The sequence below is a fragment of the Streptosporangium sp. NPDC004631 genome, assembly GCF_053601935.1.
On the sequence record NZ_JBSGCR010000012.1, the window covers coordinates 115,807 to 129,825 of the forward strand.

16 protein-coding genes are annotated in these 14,019 nt (G+C 67.2%); 11 read left to right on the forward strand and 5 right to left on the reverse strand.

Annotation, left to right across the window (positions count from 1 at the left end; genetic code table 11):
* Positions 1–31 precede the first annotated feature (31 nt).
* Together ACWEF2_RS14940 and ACWEF2_RS14945 are read left to right on the forward strand one after the other, a co-directional pair.
* Positions 32–1,045 carry an ATP-binding cassette domain-containing protein gene (locus ACWEF2_RS14940; RefSeq protein WP_453815442.1) on the forward strand — a complete coding sequence of 338 codons (1,014 nt, stop codon included), beginning with the start codon at positions 32–34 and terminating at the stop codon, positions 1,043–1,045.
* Positions 1,042–1,884 carry an ABC transporter permease gene (locus ACWEF2_RS14945; protein ID WP_453815443.1) on the forward strand — a complete coding sequence of 281 codons (843 nt, stop codon included), beginning with the start codon at positions 1,042–1,044 and terminating at the stop codon, positions 1,882–1,884. Before ACWEF2_RS14940 ends, ACWEF2_RS14945 begins: the two co-directional genes overlap by 4 nt.
* Before the next feature lie 60 nt (positions 1,885–1,944).
* Here the strand turns inward: ACWEF2_RS14945 and ACWEF2_RS14950 are convergent, their stop codons facing one another.
* A complete protein-coding gene (locus tag ACWEF2_RS14950) occupies positions 1,945–2,256 on the reverse strand; it encodes a hypothetical protein (RefSeq protein ID WP_453815444.1) in 312 nt (103 codons plus the stop codon).
* Between ACWEF2_RS14950 and ACWEF2_RS14955 the strand changes: the two genes are divergently transcribed.
* The gene (locus ACWEF2_RS14955; RefSeq protein WP_453815446.1) at positions 2,246–4,198 is read left to right on the forward strand and encodes an ATP-binding cassette domain-containing protein; all 1,953 of its coding nucleotides are present in this window, start codon (positions 2,246–2,248) and stop codon (positions 4,196–4,198) included. The two genes, ACWEF2_RS14950 and ACWEF2_RS14955, sit on opposite strands and share 11 nt — an antisense overlap.
* Positions 4,199–4,369: 171 nt before the next feature.
* On the opposite strand, the gene ACWEF2_RS14960 is transcribed toward ACWEF2_RS14955, so the two are convergent.
* The 4 genes from ACWEF2_RS14960 to ACWEF2_RS14975 all read right to left on the reverse strand — a co-directional run bounded on the left by ACWEF2_RS14960 (position 4,370) and on the right by ACWEF2_RS14975 (position 7,664).
* Positions 4,370–5,524, reverse strand: a complete 1,155-nt coding sequence (locus ACWEF2_RS14960) for an ABC transporter substrate-binding protein (protein WP_453815448.1) — start codon at positions 5,522–5,524, stop codon at positions 4,370–4,372.
* Between the two features lie 141 nt (positions 5,525–5,665).
* The gene (locus ACWEF2_RS14965; protein ID WP_453815450.1) at positions 5,666–6,010 is read right to left on the reverse strand and encodes a hypothetical protein; all 345 of its coding nucleotides are present in this window, start codon (positions 6,008–6,010) and stop codon (positions 5,666–5,668) included.
* A gap of 699 nt (positions 6,011–6,709) precedes the next feature.
* Positions 6,710–7,393: a GntR family transcriptional regulator gene (locus ACWEF2_RS14970; RefSeq protein ID WP_453815452.1), complete on the reverse strand. Its 684-nt coding sequence runs from the start codon at positions 7,391–7,393 to the stop codon at positions 6,710–6,712.
* Positions 7,394–7,472: 79 nt separating this feature from the next.
* A complete protein-coding gene (locus ACWEF2_RS14975; protein WP_453815453.1) occupies positions 7,473–7,664 on the reverse strand; it encodes a hypothetical protein in 192 nt (63 codons plus the stop codon).
* Between the two features lie 445 nt (positions 7,665–8,109).
* Between ACWEF2_RS14975 and ACWEF2_RS14980 the strand changes: the two genes are divergently transcribed.
* From ACWEF2_RS14980 to ACWEF2_RS15015, 8 genes are all read left to right on the forward strand, one after another.
* On the forward strand, positions 8,110–8,403 hold the full coding sequence (locus ACWEF2_RS14980; RefSeq protein WP_453815455.1) for a hypothetical protein: 294 nt from the start codon (positions 8,110–8,112) through the stop codon (positions 8,401–8,403).
* Between the two features lie 98 nt (positions 8,404–8,501).
* On the forward strand, positions 8,502–9,050 hold the full coding sequence (locus tag ACWEF2_RS14985; RefSeq protein ID WP_453815457.1) for an AAA family ATPase: 549 nt from the start codon (positions 8,502–8,504) through the stop codon (positions 9,048–9,050).
* A gap of 824 nt (positions 9,051–9,874) precedes the next feature.
* The gene (locus ACWEF2_RS14990; RefSeq protein WP_453815459.1) at positions 9,875–10,972 is read left to right on the forward strand and encodes a helix-turn-helix domain-containing protein; all 1,098 of its coding nucleotides are present in this window, start codon (positions 9,875–9,877) and stop codon (positions 10,970–10,972) included.
* Positions 10,969–11,412 (forward strand): hypothetical protein, encoded by a 444-nt coding sequence (locus ACWEF2_RS14995; protein WP_453815461.1) that lies wholly within the window; start codon positions 10,969–10,971, stop codon positions 11,410–11,412. The genes ACWEF2_RS14990 and ACWEF2_RS14995 overlap by 4 nt, the downstream gene beginning before the upstream one ends.
* Before the next feature lie 663 nt (positions 11,413–12,075).
* Positions 12,076–12,273 carry a hypothetical protein gene (locus tag ACWEF2_RS15000; protein ID WP_453815463.1) on the forward strand — a complete coding sequence of 66 codons (198 nt, stop codon included), beginning with the start codon at positions 12,076–12,078 and terminating at the stop codon, positions 12,271–12,273.
* Complete coding sequence (locus tag ACWEF2_RS15005) at positions 12,270–12,686, forward strand: type II toxin-antitoxin system VapC family toxin (protein WP_453815465.1); 417 nt, start codon at positions 12,270–12,272, stop codon at positions 12,684–12,686. Before ACWEF2_RS15000 ends, ACWEF2_RS15005 begins: the two co-directional genes overlap by 4 nt.
* Positions 12,687–13,043: 357 nt before the next feature.
* Positions 13,044–13,247, forward strand: a complete 204-nt coding sequence (locus tag ACWEF2_RS15010) for a CopG family transcriptional regulator (protein WP_326825116.1) — start codon at positions 13,044–13,046, stop codon at positions 13,245–13,247.
* A complete protein-coding gene (locus tag ACWEF2_RS15015) occupies positions 13,244–13,618 on the forward strand; it encodes a type II toxin-antitoxin system death-on-curing family toxin (RefSeq protein ID WP_453815468.1) in 375 nt (124 codons plus the stop codon). The genes ACWEF2_RS15010 and ACWEF2_RS15015 overlap by 4 nt, the downstream gene beginning before the upstream one ends.
* The last annotated feature ends 401 nt before the right edge of the window (positions 13,619–14,019 follow it).

Consider the following 14,019-nt stretch of genomic DNA (forward strand, 5'->3'; position numbering starts at 1 on the left):
TACCGGGATGACGTGTGCGAAAGGGGTGAACATGACGGCAACCACGATCGCGATCAGCGCGGAAGGTGTGCGCAAGAGCTACCCGAAGGCCCCCGACGGGGCGGGGCTGAACGGGTTCGATCTCCAGGTGCCCGCCGGTTCCGTCCGGGGGCTGCTGGGGCCCAACGGGGCCGGGAAGACGACGGTGCTGCGGATCCTCTCCACGCTGCTCGAACCGGACGCCGGGCGGGCGAGTGTGGCCGGGTTCGACGTGCGGACTCAGCCACGGCAGGTCCGCCGGCACATCGGCCTGGTGGGACAGTACGCCGCGGTCGACGAGATCCTGACCGGGCGGCAGAACCTCGTGATGTTCGGGCGGCTGAACCACCTGCCCGGCGCGGTGGCCGAAAGACGGGCGGCCGAGCTCCTGGAGCGGTTCTCCCTCTCCGGCAGCGGCGGCAAGCCCGTCGGAACGTACTCGGGAGGCATGCGCCGCCGCCTGGACCTCGCCGCGAGCCTGATCGTGGCGCCGCCGGTGCTGTTCGTGGACGAGCCGACGACGGGGCTGGACCCCTCGGTCAGGCAGGAGGTGTGGGCGGCCATCCACGACCTGGTGGAATCCGGCACCACCGTGCTGCTGACCACCCAGTATCTGGAGGAGGCCGACCGGCTGGCCGACCACGTCTCGATGCTCAGCGCGGGCCGGATCGTCGCCGAGGGCACCCCGGACGAGCTCAAGTCGGCGGTCGGCGGCGACTGGATCGACGTGGTGCTCTCCGGCGCGGCGGACACGGAGACCACCGCGGTCGTCGCCGCCCGGATCGCCTCCGGTGAGCCGCGCGTCGACGGCCGAGCCCACCGGGTCGGCGTCCCCGTCGCGGAACGCACCCGGGCCCTGGTCGAGCTCGTGACCGCGCTGAACGAGGCGGGCGTCGAACCCCGGGACATCACCGTGCGCCGTCCGACCCTGGAGGAGGTCTTCCTCCGGCTCACGGGAGACGGTGCCGGCGCCCGCGGCGGCACCGGTACGGCCGGTTCGACGGTGACCACGGAGGTGACGGCATGACCACCGCCGCCCGTCCCCGCCCCGCCGACTCCCCCGACGACCTCGCCCTCTCCCGGCTCGGCTGGGCCCTGGCCGACACCTGGACGATCACCAGGCGCGACCTGAACCACTGGGCCCTGCGCCCCGGCGCGGTCGCCCTCGGCTGGCTCTTCCCCGTCATGATCGTGCTGATGTTCGGCGGCCTGTTCGGCGGGGCGATCAGCGTGCCGGACGGGGGCGGATACTTCGAGTTCCTGATGCCGGGCATGTTCGCCATGAACGTGCTCTTCGGCCTGGAGACCACCATGACGGCGGTGACCACCGACGCCGCGCGAGGGGTGACCGACAGGTTCCGCTCGATGCCGATGAGCTCCTCCGCGGTCGTGTCCGGCCGCTGCGTCGCCGACATGCTCAACTCGGCCGTCGGGCTGTCGATCATGGTCGGTGCCGGGCTGCTGCTGGGCTGGCGCTGGCACGGCGGGCCGGGCTCGGCCCTCGCCGCCGTCGGACTGCTGCTCCTGCTGCGGTTCGCCCTGCTGTGGGTGGGCATCTTCGTCGGCCTGGTCGCCAGGGGGCCCGAGTCGGTGGCGGCCGTCCAGATCCTGGTCTGGCCGATCGGGTTCCTGTCCAACGTCTTCGTCGACCCCGGCACGATGCCCGGATGGCTCGGCGCGATCGCCGAGTGGAATCCGCTGTCGGCCACGGCCTCGGCGACCCGGGGGCTCTTCGGCAATCCGGGGTTCGGCGGCGAGTCCTGGATCGCGCAGCACGCGACGCTCATGGCGGTCGTGTGGCCCGCGCTGCTCGCCGCCGTCTTCCTCCCGTTGTCGGTGCGGACGTTTATAAAGCTAGGAAGATAAACCGCTCCGTCCCCTACCGAAGATCCACAGAAACCTGCGCACCGAGGAGAGCAGCACTATTTACGGATCCATCGAAATCCGAGGCGCGAGAGAGAACAACCTCAGGAACGTCTCTCTCGACATCCCCAAGCGGAAGATCACCGTTTTCACCGGGGTCTCGGGGTCGGGCAAGTCCTCGCTGGTCTTCGGCACGATCGCCGCCGAGTCACAGCGCCTGATCAACGAGACCTTCACCGCCTTCATCCAGTCGCTGCTGCCCCGGTACGGCCAGCCCGAGGCCGACTCACTGGCCAACCTGTCGGCGGCGATCATCGTCGACCAGCGACGGCTGGGCGGGAACTCCCGCTCCACGGTCGGGACGGTGACCGACACCTACACGATGCTGCGCAACGTCTACTCCCGCCTCGGCCGGCCACACGTCGGCCACTCCAGCGTCTTCTCCTTCAACGACCCCCAGGGCATGTGCGCCGACTGCGAAGGACTGGGCCGGGTCTCCGCGATCGACATCGAGGCGCTGGTCGACCGGGACAGGTCGCTCAACGAGGGCGCGATCCTGTTCCCGACCTTCGCGGTGGACTCCTGGTTCTGGAACATCTTCGCCCACTCGGGGTTCTTCGACAACGACAGGAGGCTCCGCGACTACACCGCCGAGGAGTGGGACCGGCTGCTCCACGCGCCCGACGAGAAGATCAAGCTCAGCAGCCTGGGCGGCACGATCAAGTCCACCTACGAGGGTCTGGTCCCGAAGTTCAAACGCCTCTACCTGGCCAAGGACACCGACCAGATGGCCACGCACCTGCGAAACGCCCTGGACCGGATCGTCACCCGCGCCGCCTGCCAGACGTGCGGCGGCGCCCGGCTGAACAAGACGGCCCTCGACTGCCTGATCGACGGCAGGAACATCGCCGACTGCGCGGCGATGGAGGTGAGCGACCTGGCGGAGTTCGTCCGGACCATTGACGAGCCCACCGTGGCACCGCTGCTCTCCGCACTGGTCGCCCGGCTGGACAGCCTCACCCACATCGGTCTCGGCTATCTCAGCCTGAACCGGGAGAGCTCCACGCTGTCGGGCGGCGAGTCGCAGCGCGTGAAGATGGTCCGCCACCTCGGGTCCAGCCTGACCGACATGACCTACGTCTTCGACGAACCCAGCGTCGGCCTGCACCCCCACGACGTGCACCGGCTCAACGAGTTGCTCCGGCAGCTGCGCGACAAGGGCAACACGGTCCTCGTCGTCGAGCACAAACCGGAGATCATCGCCATCGCCGACCACGTCGTCGACATGGGACCGTACGCCGGTCGCGACGGCGGGGAGATCGTCTACCAGGGCGATCTGGCCGGGCTGCTGACCTCGGGCACGCTGACCGGCAACCACATGAGCCGTCATCAGCCGGTCAAGACCGAGCCCCGCCGGCCGACCGGCGAGCTGACCGTCGAGCACGCGAACCTGCACAACCTGCGAGACGTGCGCGTGACGATCCCGCGGGGCGTCCTGACCGTGGTGACCGGGGTGGCGGGCTCGGGCAAGAGCTCGCTCATCCAGGGCTGCCTGCCGGAGAGCCATCCGGAGGCCGTGGTGATCGACCAGAGTCTCGGCCGCGGGTCCAGGCGGTCCAACACGGCCACCTACACCGGCATTCTCGACCCGATCCGCAAGGCGTTCGCCTCGGCCAACAAGGTGAGCGCCGCCCTGTTCAGCGCCAACTCCAAGGGGGCCTGCCCCGACTGCAAGGGGCTGGGGCTGATCTACACCGAGCTGGCGCACCTGGACACGGTGACCACGGTCTGCGAGTCCTGCGAGGGGAGACGGTTCACCGACGAGGTACTGGGCTACACGCTCCGCGGCAGGAACATCGCCGACGTGCTCCGCCTCTCGATCGTCGAGGCCGCCGAGTTCTTCACCGAGAGCGCGATCCGCCGGACCCTGCGGGCCCTCGACGACGTCGGCCTGGGCTACGTCACCCTCGGCCAGCCGCTGAGCACCCTGTCCGGCGGCGAGCGGCAGAGGCTGAAGCTCGCCGGTGAGCTGGGGAGCACCTCGCAGATCTACATCCTCGACGAGCCGACGACCGGCCTGCACATGAACGACGTGGACACCCTCATCGGCCTGCTCGACCGTCTCGTGGACGGCGGCAGCACGGTGATCGTGATCGAGCACAACCTCGACGTCGTCTCGCGCGCCGACTGGGTCATCGACATCGGGCCCGGCGCGGGCCACGACGGGGGCACCGTGGTCTTCGAGGGCCCCCCGATGGACCTGACCGCCGACGGCCGCTCCGTCACCGGCCGCTACCTGGCCCGCCGCCTTCCCTGACAGCCGCTCCCCGCCCCGGCGCCCCCTGTGACGACGGCGTCCGGAAGGCAACGGCCCCCCGAGCCTCCCGGCCTTCGCAGGCCGGTCTCCGGCTCGGGGGTGGGCGCGCGAAAACAAGCCACCGGCCACCGGGAGGATGATCGGCGGGCTGATCCCGGAGCCCCGATGGGCTCAGTTCTTGCCCGGGACGACGAAGCCCTCGGAAAGGACCCGCCACCTGCGGTTCTCAGCCTTGACGAACCGGCTGCCCTGGATCGGGCTGTGCGCGTCGCCGGGGCCGAAGATCCACGGGGTGCCCACCATCGGGTATCGGATCGGCCTCATGCTCTTGAACGCCTCGGTCACCGACTCGCGCGTGATGTCGCCCTTGATCGTCTTGAGCACCTGGACGAACAGGTCGGCCGACATCACGGCCCCCTGGCTGAACGCCGTCTTCCGGATCTTGTTGCTGTTGACGATCTTCGCCCAGCGCTTGTTGCCCGGCAGCGTCTCGTCGGTGTACGGCTGCCACTCGGTCCCCGCGTAGACGTTGACGCCCTCGGGGATGACCTTGGCGTTGGCGTCGGTGTAACCGCCGGCGCCCATGATGAAGTCGACGTCCCGCATGCCCTGCGCCTGGGCCTGGGCGAGCCACGGGCCAACCGCGGCGTTGTAGAGGATGGCCTGGCAGCCGGCGGCCTTGGCGGCGGCCAGGTAGGGGGTCGGGTCGCCCTCGCCGACGGAGATGTCCTTGACGGTGAGCTCCTTGCCGGTGAGGTCGGTCCACTCCTTGACGGCGGCGTCGATGTCGCCGCGGCTGCCCGGCACCACCGTGTAGTACAGGCAGACATTGTCGTTCTTGAGCGTCTCCGAGGCGTAGTAGAGCATCGTCGTCATCAGCTTGGACGGGCCGGGGTTGACCGGGGCGATGTTCGGACTGGTGAAGCAGGCGGTGTCCATGCCGACGGCCGGGACGGAGACGACCCCGGCGTTGCTGTAGGTCGTGCGGTTGAGCCCGCAGTCGACCCCGCTGGAGGAGCCGACCAACGCCACGACGTTCTCGGTCTCCAGAAGCTCCAGGGCGACCTCGGTGGACCGCTGGGGGTTCATCGCGTCGTCCCTGCTGACGAGCTCAAGTCTGCGACCACCGACGCCGCCGGTCTTGTTGACCTCCTCGAAGACGGCCCTGACCGCCTGAGGGACCTCGGGCGCCTGAAACGGGCCGGTGAGGCCGTTGATCGAACCAACCTTGATCGGGTCATCGGCCGAGCCACCGTCGCCGGCGCAGGCGGTACCGGCCAGGGCCAGGGTGGTGACCGCGACGACATTGGTGAGGGAACACTTCATTTCTGCACTTCCTTGGCTGGGAGGGGTCAGGCGATGGGGGATGAAGGCGTCGGCCGTCCCGGGATACGCCGCCGCGGTCGCCGGACCGTCGAGGACGTCCCAGGGATCCGGAGGCGACGGTGTGTCCGAAGTCCAGAACGGTCACCGCCGCGCGGGCCGTCCGGACGAGTCGCGTCTGCTTGGAACATGGGCGTCGGCGCCGCTCTCCGGAGCCGGGTTCGCGCACCGCCCGACGAGCGAGGTCGGGCCCGCGAGGCCCTTATGGACCGTTCCCACGGTGGCCGAGGTCAGAGCGGCGGGGCCGTACAACGGGGCCGTCTCACCCGCGCCGTTCTCCCTCAGGGCCGCGGTGATCGCGCCGGGCGAGACATCGTGGCCGTTCGCCCTCAGGGTTGCGGCGACCTCGCCGGGCGAGACATCGTGAACGGCCGGGATCTCGTCTCGGGTGGCGCGGCCCCTCCTCGGGACGAGGACCTCGCCACTCATCGACGGGGTATCGCGGAGACGGCCCGCGGTGCCGCGACGACCCGGTCACGCGCGTCGTGCGCCTTCACCGGAATCCCTCGCGCGCCGCCGCGTCAGGCCGGAGGGCCGCACCCCGGTCCTGAAGCCTGACGTCGTCGACCGTTCTCTGCACCGCGGGATGCGGGGGCATCGTTACCTCCGGTGGCACGGGCGCCCTCTCCGAGGGGCAGACACCCGCAAATCATATCCGATTCCATGTACGTTATGCGGGGTGAAATGAGGTGTCCAGTGCGATGCTGAAATGGTGCCCGATGAACCCCGGCGTGACTCCATATCCGGGGATATGGTCATGACCGGCGGCAAAACGCGCACCACCGGTTCGGCGGACGGCGCGGCGGAGGCGATCGCGCCGCCGGTGTGATCTTTGAGGCGGCGAGGCCCGGCGCACCCCCACGGTGCGCCGGGCCCCGTTCTCGTACGGCGGGCGGGAAACCCACCAACCCCATTGTCCAGATCTGCCCGAACCCCCTCGCACCCGCCCGGCCCGTTCGCACCCATCCGGCTTCCATCCGGCCAGAGGCCGGACCACCGGGGAGAGACGGTCAGAGGCGGGTGACCAGGGGCGGGCCGCCGAAGACGGACGCCTCCACCACCCCGGGAACCGTGGCCCGGACCGCGCCTTGGGACCTGCGCCCGGGCCGACCTCCGGGGTCGACCGGCTTAGACCGTCTGGGGCGCGACGTGCGCGCCGCGCAGCGCGTCAGCGGTGGCGATCTTGTGGGCGCAGGCCACCCGCTCGATCTCCGACGGCTCGGCACCCATCGCGATGAGATCCAGCATGTGCTCGTGCTCCACCACCGAACGGCGGGCCCGCCCCGGCACGTAGGTGAGGGTCGAGCGGCGCATGTGGTCCAGCCGCGCCCACTCCAGCTCCAGCAGGACACACAGGTGCTCGTCCGGGCAGTGCTGGTAGATCGAGAAGTGGAACTTCCGGTTGAGCGTGGTGAAGGACGTCGGGTCGAACTCCTCAAGCGCCTCGACCATCCGGGCGTTGATCTCCCTGGCCGCCTCGATCCGCTCCGGCGTCATGAACGGGGCGGAGATCGCGGTGGCGTAGCCCTCCAGCCGGGCCAGGACATGCAGGGAGTGCTCCACCTGGATGGAGTCGAAGACGGCCACCCGGGCACCGATGTTGCGCACGACCTCGACGAGCCCCTCGGACTGCAGCCTGCGCACCGCCTCGCGCAGCGGGATCGTGCTGACCCCGGTCTCCCTGGCGAGCTGATCCATGACCAGGCGGTAACCAGGCCCGTAGGTGCCGTCGAGGATTCGCGAACGCAGCAGTTCGTAGCTGAGTTCCGCCTTCGACTCCTTGGCCTTCGCAGGCTTTTTGACGGCTCTCACCGGTTTCCCCTCACTCCTGGCCATCGGCCGGTGCCCTGACCGACGGCCGCCCCCATAACGATCACTGCCCCCAGAACCCTCACAGCGGTGCCGCGGAACTCGACACCGGCGAGTAGGTGAAAATGGTCACCAAGGAGGGTGACACCGCTTCCGCTCCGCTCGCCAGATCGACGATACGCCGGATTTCGCGCGTCATCATGCCGTCTCCTCTGACCATAAAGACCAGCGGCTTCCTACCGGTCCGCGATTCCGGCGCGAACGGCGTGCTCACCTGATCCTCGGCTGATCCTCGGCGCACGGCACCGGTCCGGCGGCCCGTTCCCGCCCCCGGAGCCGACCGGGCCCGCGACAGCCGTCCGTCCGGTGCCGGTCAGGACGAGGGCGTCAACCCGGAAGCGGCCCCCGGCCAGCCCCCGTCGGCGGCACGGCCCAGGGCGAGTCTCTTGCGGCAGCACGGGCAGCGGGCCGGCCGAATGGCCGGGCGGTCGAGGAGAGAGCGCGAGAGGCCATGCCAGGGCGGTCGTGCATCGGCCGTGCGCTCCTCACCAACATTTTTCACATACGATTTCTTATCGTACTGTACGCCCCGCCAACGGACCGACGAAGCGGGTGACACATCTGGCGGTAGTCCCAGAGCGACGGCTGAGCCGGTAAACCAGGCGACGCCCCTCCCCTGGTTCCCAACTTCAGAACGTGTTCTGACTTACGATGGCGGGGTGAGCGCCGGCGACGCCGACGCCGTCACCTTCTCGGACCTGTCGAGAAACCCCCGCGCCGTCGCCGAACGCGCCGCACGCCTCGGTCGAGTACGCGTCACCCACCGCGATGCCCCGTACTTCTATGTGACCGCCGCCGATCGTGAGGATCAGCGCGGGCAGACACCGGCCACGGCATCCCGCCTGTTCCTCGCCCTCATCAAGCATGAAACCGAGCAGTACCGACTCCTGCTCATCAGCGGCTTCATGGCCAAGACCCGCCTGGATTTCAAACCACCACAACCGCAGCCTTAAGATCACTGGTCGGAGAGCCTGGAGGCCCGCGGTGGTCACCTCTGCCGACGCGATACACCGGTGGGCCGTCCAGCGTGTGAACGTGAGGAGCGTCACGAATGCGGATCGGAGTCTCCGGAGCGCACGGGACCGGGAAGACGACTCTCGTCGAAGAGCTGTGTGCGCGTCTCGCCGGTCACACGCCAGTCGATGAGCCATACGTCCTGCTTGAGGAGGAGGGCTACGAGTTTGAATTTCCCCCGTCGCTGGACGATTACCGGGCGCAGCTCACGCGATCCTTGTCCGAGCTGAGTTCACCCGCTACCAGGATTGTTTTCGATCGCACGCCGGTGGACTTTCTGGCCTACCTCGCCGTGCGGGGGGTCAATCTCGGAACCGAGGCCGACCCCGCTGCCCTGCGGTCGGTTCTGGCGAGCCTGGATCTGCTGGTCATGGTGCCGATCACGTACGACACCGAACAGGTGCTGCCTCGCGCGGAGATGCTCCGGCTCCGGCAGGCGGTGAACGACACCCTGCTGGATCTGGTGTACGACGACCCGCTGCAGGTGTTGGGCGATGTCCCGGTGATCGAGCTGACCGGGCCCCTTGATGGGCGGCCTGAAGTCGTCTTGGCTGCGCTCCCCGACCATGGCCGGCCAACCGGCTGACCTCGCCCGCCTCGCTGGCGCACATGCAAGTATGGGCGCGCCTGGGCAGTGGGCGACGGGTTCGGGTATGCGATACGCCTTGGGTTCCGTTGGGTCCTTCGGCTTCTCTGGCCGCATGACCTCGGCTCAACCACTGCCGCTTCCGTTTCTTCGGGTGTTGATGAGATTTCGGAGATCCCGAAGGTCTGTCGTCCTGCTCGTTCGTCTCGCCGTGTTCTCGGGTGGCTCGGTCATTGCGGCCTCGGCGGCACCAACGTCAAGCCAGGTGACCCATCCCAGTGGGGCGCCTGCCAGACGGGCCTGGTCCCGACCGAGGAGTGGCTCCACAGCGCTCGTTGTACGGCTCACGCTCGGCTCCGGGCGCGAGCCGTCCTGCTGTCCGGCCGCACTTGATCCGCGATCGTCCACCGTGCCGGCTGTCCGGACTTCGGCCGCCGCCTACAGCTCGGTGAGGGCGTACAGCAGGGCGGCCACGCTGGTGCCGCTCACGATGATGCCTGCCGTCGGGCAGTTCCACATCCGCCGCCCGGACATCGAGCCACGGGTCGGTGTAGAGCGGCTTTTCGGAGTTGACCTGCCAGCGCATGCGGCGTACTCCCGGCGTGGTTGCCTGGTCTCGGTCTCACGCTATAAGGGCACACGTGCCTGTTGGTGCACCCGCGTCAGCCCCCCGCCCTGGGCGTTTTGGCTGACAGTCTGCCGCCGACCTGCTCGACCAAGCCGGACGTAGGCCGGGTAAGGGTACGGAAGGCAATCGGCGTATAAAAGGCCAGGATTCGGCTCTTCGTCTCGCGCGTTCCCGGCGCCTGTGCGATTATCGCACCATGAAGGATCCGGGAGAGTGGCTGGACATTGGTGAGCGCGTGCGGGAGTGCCGTATGGCTGCCGACCTGTCCCAGGAGGAGCTGGCGTCGGCACTGAAGCTCGATCGGACCATGATCGCGAAGATCGAGCGAGGCGTTCGCCGTGTCGACGCGCTCGAACTCGCCAAGCTGTCAGCGGTTCTCCAGGTACCCCTGGGCTATCTCCTTGATTCGCCGCCTTCGGTCGTGTCCCGTCGCGCAGAGTTGGCCGACGACACCGTGACAGACGCGACGCGCCAATCTCATCGCTTGGAAGTGGCTCTCACGACATGGTTGGCCGACATCCGGCAGCTTGTCGAGATGAGAGCGTTCAATCCTCCTGAGATTGAACGCTACCCAGAAGAGGTACAGGACGCGTCGAGCGCCCGCCGTGCCGCCGTATGGGTACGAGAGCGTCTAGGTCACGGCATTGAGCCCATCGATTCACTCATGAGTGTATGCGAACGGCTTGGGCAGATGGTCGCGGTGGTCGAGGCGCCGGGTGAAGGAGCCTCGTTGATCGATGCCGATCTCGCTGTGGCAGTTGTCAGCAGGCATGGTGATCCTGGCCGCCGGCGCGCGACCGCGGCTCATGAGCTGGGGCACCTGATCGTCGGAGACGAGTACTCCACAGACATAGGAATCCATGCTTCTCGTGATGAAAGAGAAGCGGTCATCGATGCGTTCGCTGCGGAGCTTCTTCTCCCGGTCGCGGCATTTAGCAGCGTTGCTCGCTCGGGCGAGAGGGCGAAGCGGGAGCATTTGGTGGTCATGGCCGCGCGCTTCAGGACCTCCTGGTCGTTGACTGTGCGGCAAGCCGTCGCAGCCGAAGTCATCGACAGGAGTGCCGCCAGAGAGTTGCGCCGGAGAAATCCGACGCGCGGGGAACTGATGGAAGCGGTGGGGTGGACACCTCAACCCGACTTGGAAGCGGTTCGAGTGCCTCCGAGCTTCGCGCATGCGGTGATGGAATGCTACAAGAGGTCGCTCATAACAGAATCTCGGGCGGTCGAGCTTATGCGAGGTCAGATCGTGGCGACCGACCTGCCGATGCGTGATGATGCGGATCTCGATCTGTGAGCAGTGCTGAGCCGGACCCCGTCCTGGTGTTCGACGCCATGTGCCTGAGTCATTTCGCTCGCGCGGAGCGCTTGGACGTGCTGCGTGATCTTCTAGTAGGCGTCGCGTGCTTGACGACGCATGTGGTTCGGGAAGAGATGCGAGCGGGAGTGCACGCATACCCGCTCCTGCAGGCCGTGCTCGACGCAGACTGGCTTGGGCTCGCAAGGCTCGATTCTCTGGAAGAGATCAAGTGCTTCGCCACATGGGTGCAGCGCATCGGATCTTCGGAGCGCGACCTGGGGGAGGCCAGTGTGTTCTCCGCGGCCGAACTGTCCGGGGGGATCGCCATCACCGACGATCGGGATGCCGTGGCAGTGGGGAGGGTTCATGGGTTGGAGGTCCACGGCACCCTGTGGCTTCTTGCCTGTGCGACCCAGGGTGGGAACTCAGCGAAGTAGCTGCCGGAAACATCGTTGATGCTTTGAGCGCGACAGGAATGCGTTTGCCATGTACAGGCTCGACTTTCGGGCCGTACATCCGCCGCAACGGTAGTGCCTGATCCTTCTGCGGATCAGCTCGCCGTGATCGCTGTGTTCGGGGGCTCGATCCCAAGCGGTGAAGGCAATCTACGCCTCGCCCAACTAACCAGAGGAGTCGTACGTGGCCGGCCTCTGCAGGAGCACCGCAGTGGTGTTGTGGCCAAGGTGGAGTGGTTGCTGTCTGTAGCGAAATCAGCCGCGAGCGCTATGGAACTTGTGTAAGCTGAAAGCAATGTTTCAGTTTATGAAACAATCGCCTTCCGTCTTGCTCCCGCTGCTCCGTTCCCCGTCTCCGCGGCGGGCAGCATCATCAGCCCGGCGGCCACCGCCGCCACCACACCAGGCCACCGTCTCCTGCTTTCTCGCACAGCGCGCTCCCGTTGTTTCGTTGGCGACGGCCACGCTAGTAGTACTAGGTGACCCATCCCAGTGGGGCGCCTGCCAGACGGGCCTGGTCCCGACCGAGGAGTAGCCCTCCAGCGCCGCCGGTTCTCGCATGCAGGTCGTTCCATCGCTCGGCCCGCATCGCGGTGAGACCCCGTGTGTTGAGCATCGCCTGGTTACACTCGATACATGAGCGTGATGCGCGAGGAACTGCACCACCTGGTGGACCGCCTGCCCGAGGAGAAGGTGGCACCTCTGCTTCGCCTCGTGCGTGACCAGCTCGACGAGCGGCCCGTCGTCCGTGACCTGCCGTTCATCGGGATGCTTGAGGCCGAGCCGGATTTCACGGAACGCTCTGAAGAGATCTTGCGCTCGGAGGACAATCACTCTTTGTGATCGTCATTGATTCGGGGCCTTTGGTTGCAGCGGTCAACATCCGGGACCGATATCACGAACCCTGCGCCAGGCTGCTGCGGAGCCACCCCGGTCCGCTTCTCGTTTCCACGACGATCGTTACGGAAGTCTGCCAGCTCATAGAGAGACGGCAGGGAAGCAAGGCGGAGGCGGCGTTTCTCAGCTCCTTTCGGGCCGGGCTGGTTCTGGTCGAGGTCACCACCGAAAATCTGGACCGGATGAGCGAGCTTGTGGAGATGTACGCCAACCTTCCACTGGGTGCTGTTGACGCCTCCGTGATCGCGGTGGCTGAGCGGCTTGGCCTGACGGAGGCGGCCACACTCGATCGCCGTCATTTCACTGTCGTGCGCCCCCGGCATGTAGACGCGCTCACTCTCCTGCCCGAACGGCTCTGAACACGAGATCGAGGACGCGTCTCGTGTCACGTGCACGTAGTGATTACCGCGGCATCGGCGGCACCAACGTCAAGCCAGGTGACCCATCGCTGAAGCGAACAAATCAGTGGGCAACTTCGTCATCGCCCTCAAGCGATTCGGGCGAAGGCGAGTCGGCGGGGGTGCCGGCGCCGTGCGGGCTGGCGGAGGCGCTCCGTTCGGTCTGTGCTCGCCGGGGCTCATGCCCAGCCTGAGGCGGCCCCGTCCGCCACGCTGCACCATGGGTACTCCTCTTGAAGCAGGACCGGTTCACAGGAACAGGGCTTGAAGGCCCCATGTCACCGAGAAGTGGTACCAAAAAATGGTACCGTCGATCGTATGGCTGAGACACGGCTTCGGCTGCCGGATGAGACGTACGAGCAGATCAAGCAGATCGCCGGCGGTGACGCGCAGAGCGTCAACTCGGCGATGGTGGTGGCCATCGAGGAATACATCGCCCGACGGAGGCGGGAACGCTACCAGGCGATGGGCCGGAAGGTCGCCGAGCGGGACCGGGAGTTGCTTGAGCGGCTCGCTCGATGACGCTCTATCCGACCACCTCGGACCTTCTTGCCTTGGCCGAGGTGGTGCTGCCGGAGGTTCTTCTCCGCGATGGTGGCCAACTGCACGTAGCGGTGCTGCGCCCGCAGACCACCGTCTTCGGCGATGACGCCTATCCGGACCTGTGGGAGAAGGCGGCGGCTCTGATGCAGAGCATTCTGATCGGGCACCCGCTGGTGGACGGTAACAAGCGGCTCGCTTGGGCGGCGTCCGTCGCCTTTCTGGAGGACAACGGGGAGATCCTGGAGTACCGGGACGTGGACGAAGCCGAAAGGCTCGTCATCGCCGTAGCAACGGGCGAGTTGGAAGACATCCCCGACCTGGCGCAGCGACTTCGCAAACTTCGTGAGTAAAGATCGACGCATGATCACCATTCGTTGCCTGAAGCGCACCGTTACTGTCAGCAATATCTGTTCGAGGTGTCGAACAGCTACCGCGGCATTGGCGGCACCAACGTCAAGCCAGGTGACCCATCGGGATGGGGCGCCTGCCAGACGGGCCTGCTCCCGACCGAGGAGTATCGCTGACCTCACCGGTACGGCTCGCGCCCGGTCTCTGGGGGTGAGCCGTACCCGCTTGTGGGGCTCGCCTCTGCCTTCCCGGTCGTGAGCCGTGTCCGTCTGCGAGGTTTCGCCGTTGCCCCTTCATCGAGCTGGGAACTGATTCAGGGCGACCTTCTAGGGGCTGCTGCACGATTCATGGCTTTTCTTCGCGCTGAGAGTCGTTTGGCAGCTCGGTTCGGCCTGCTTACTGA

What these genes read in the sequence shown, in the direction of transcription:
- ACWEF2_RS15000 (WP_453815463.1), top strand. Translation starts at nt 12,076, where the DNA reads ATGCGCGAGGAACTGCACCACCTGGTGGACCGCCTGCCCGAGGAGAAG.
- ACWEF2_RS14985 (WP_453815457.1), top strand. Translation starts at nt 8,502, where the DNA reads ATGCGGATCGGAGTCTCCGGAGCGCACGGGACCGGGAAGACGACTCTC.
- ACWEF2_RS14965 (WP_453815450.1), bottom strand. Translation starts at nt 6,010, where the DNA reads ATGAGTGGCGAGGTCCTCGTCCCGAGGAGGGGCCGCGCCACCCGAGAC.
- ACWEF2_RS14990 (WP_453815459.1), top strand. Translation starts at nt 9,875, where the DNA reads ATGAAGGATCCGGGAGAGTGGCTGGACATTGGTGAGCGCGTGCGGGAG.
- ACWEF2_RS14960 (WP_453815448.1), bottom strand. Translation starts at nt 5,524, where the DNA reads ATGAAGTGTTCCCTCACCAATGTCGTCGCGGTCACCACCCTGGCCCTG.
- ACWEF2_RS15010 (WP_326825116.1), top strand. Translation starts at nt 13,044, where the DNA reads ATGGCTGAGACACGGCTTCGGCTGCCGGATGAGACGTACGAGCAGATC.
- ACWEF2_RS14945 (WP_453815443.1), top strand. Translation starts at nt 1,042, where the DNA reads ATGACCACCGCCGCCCGTCCCCGCCCCGCCGACTCCCCCGACGACCTC.
- ACWEF2_RS14940 (WP_453815442.1), top strand. Translation starts at nt 32, where the DNA reads ATGACGGCAACCACGATCGCGATCAGCGCGGAAGGTGTGCGCAAGAGC.
- ACWEF2_RS15015 (WP_453815468.1), top strand. Translation starts at nt 13,244, where the DNA reads ATGACGCTCTATCCGACCACCTCGGACCTTCTTGCCTTGGCCGAGGTG.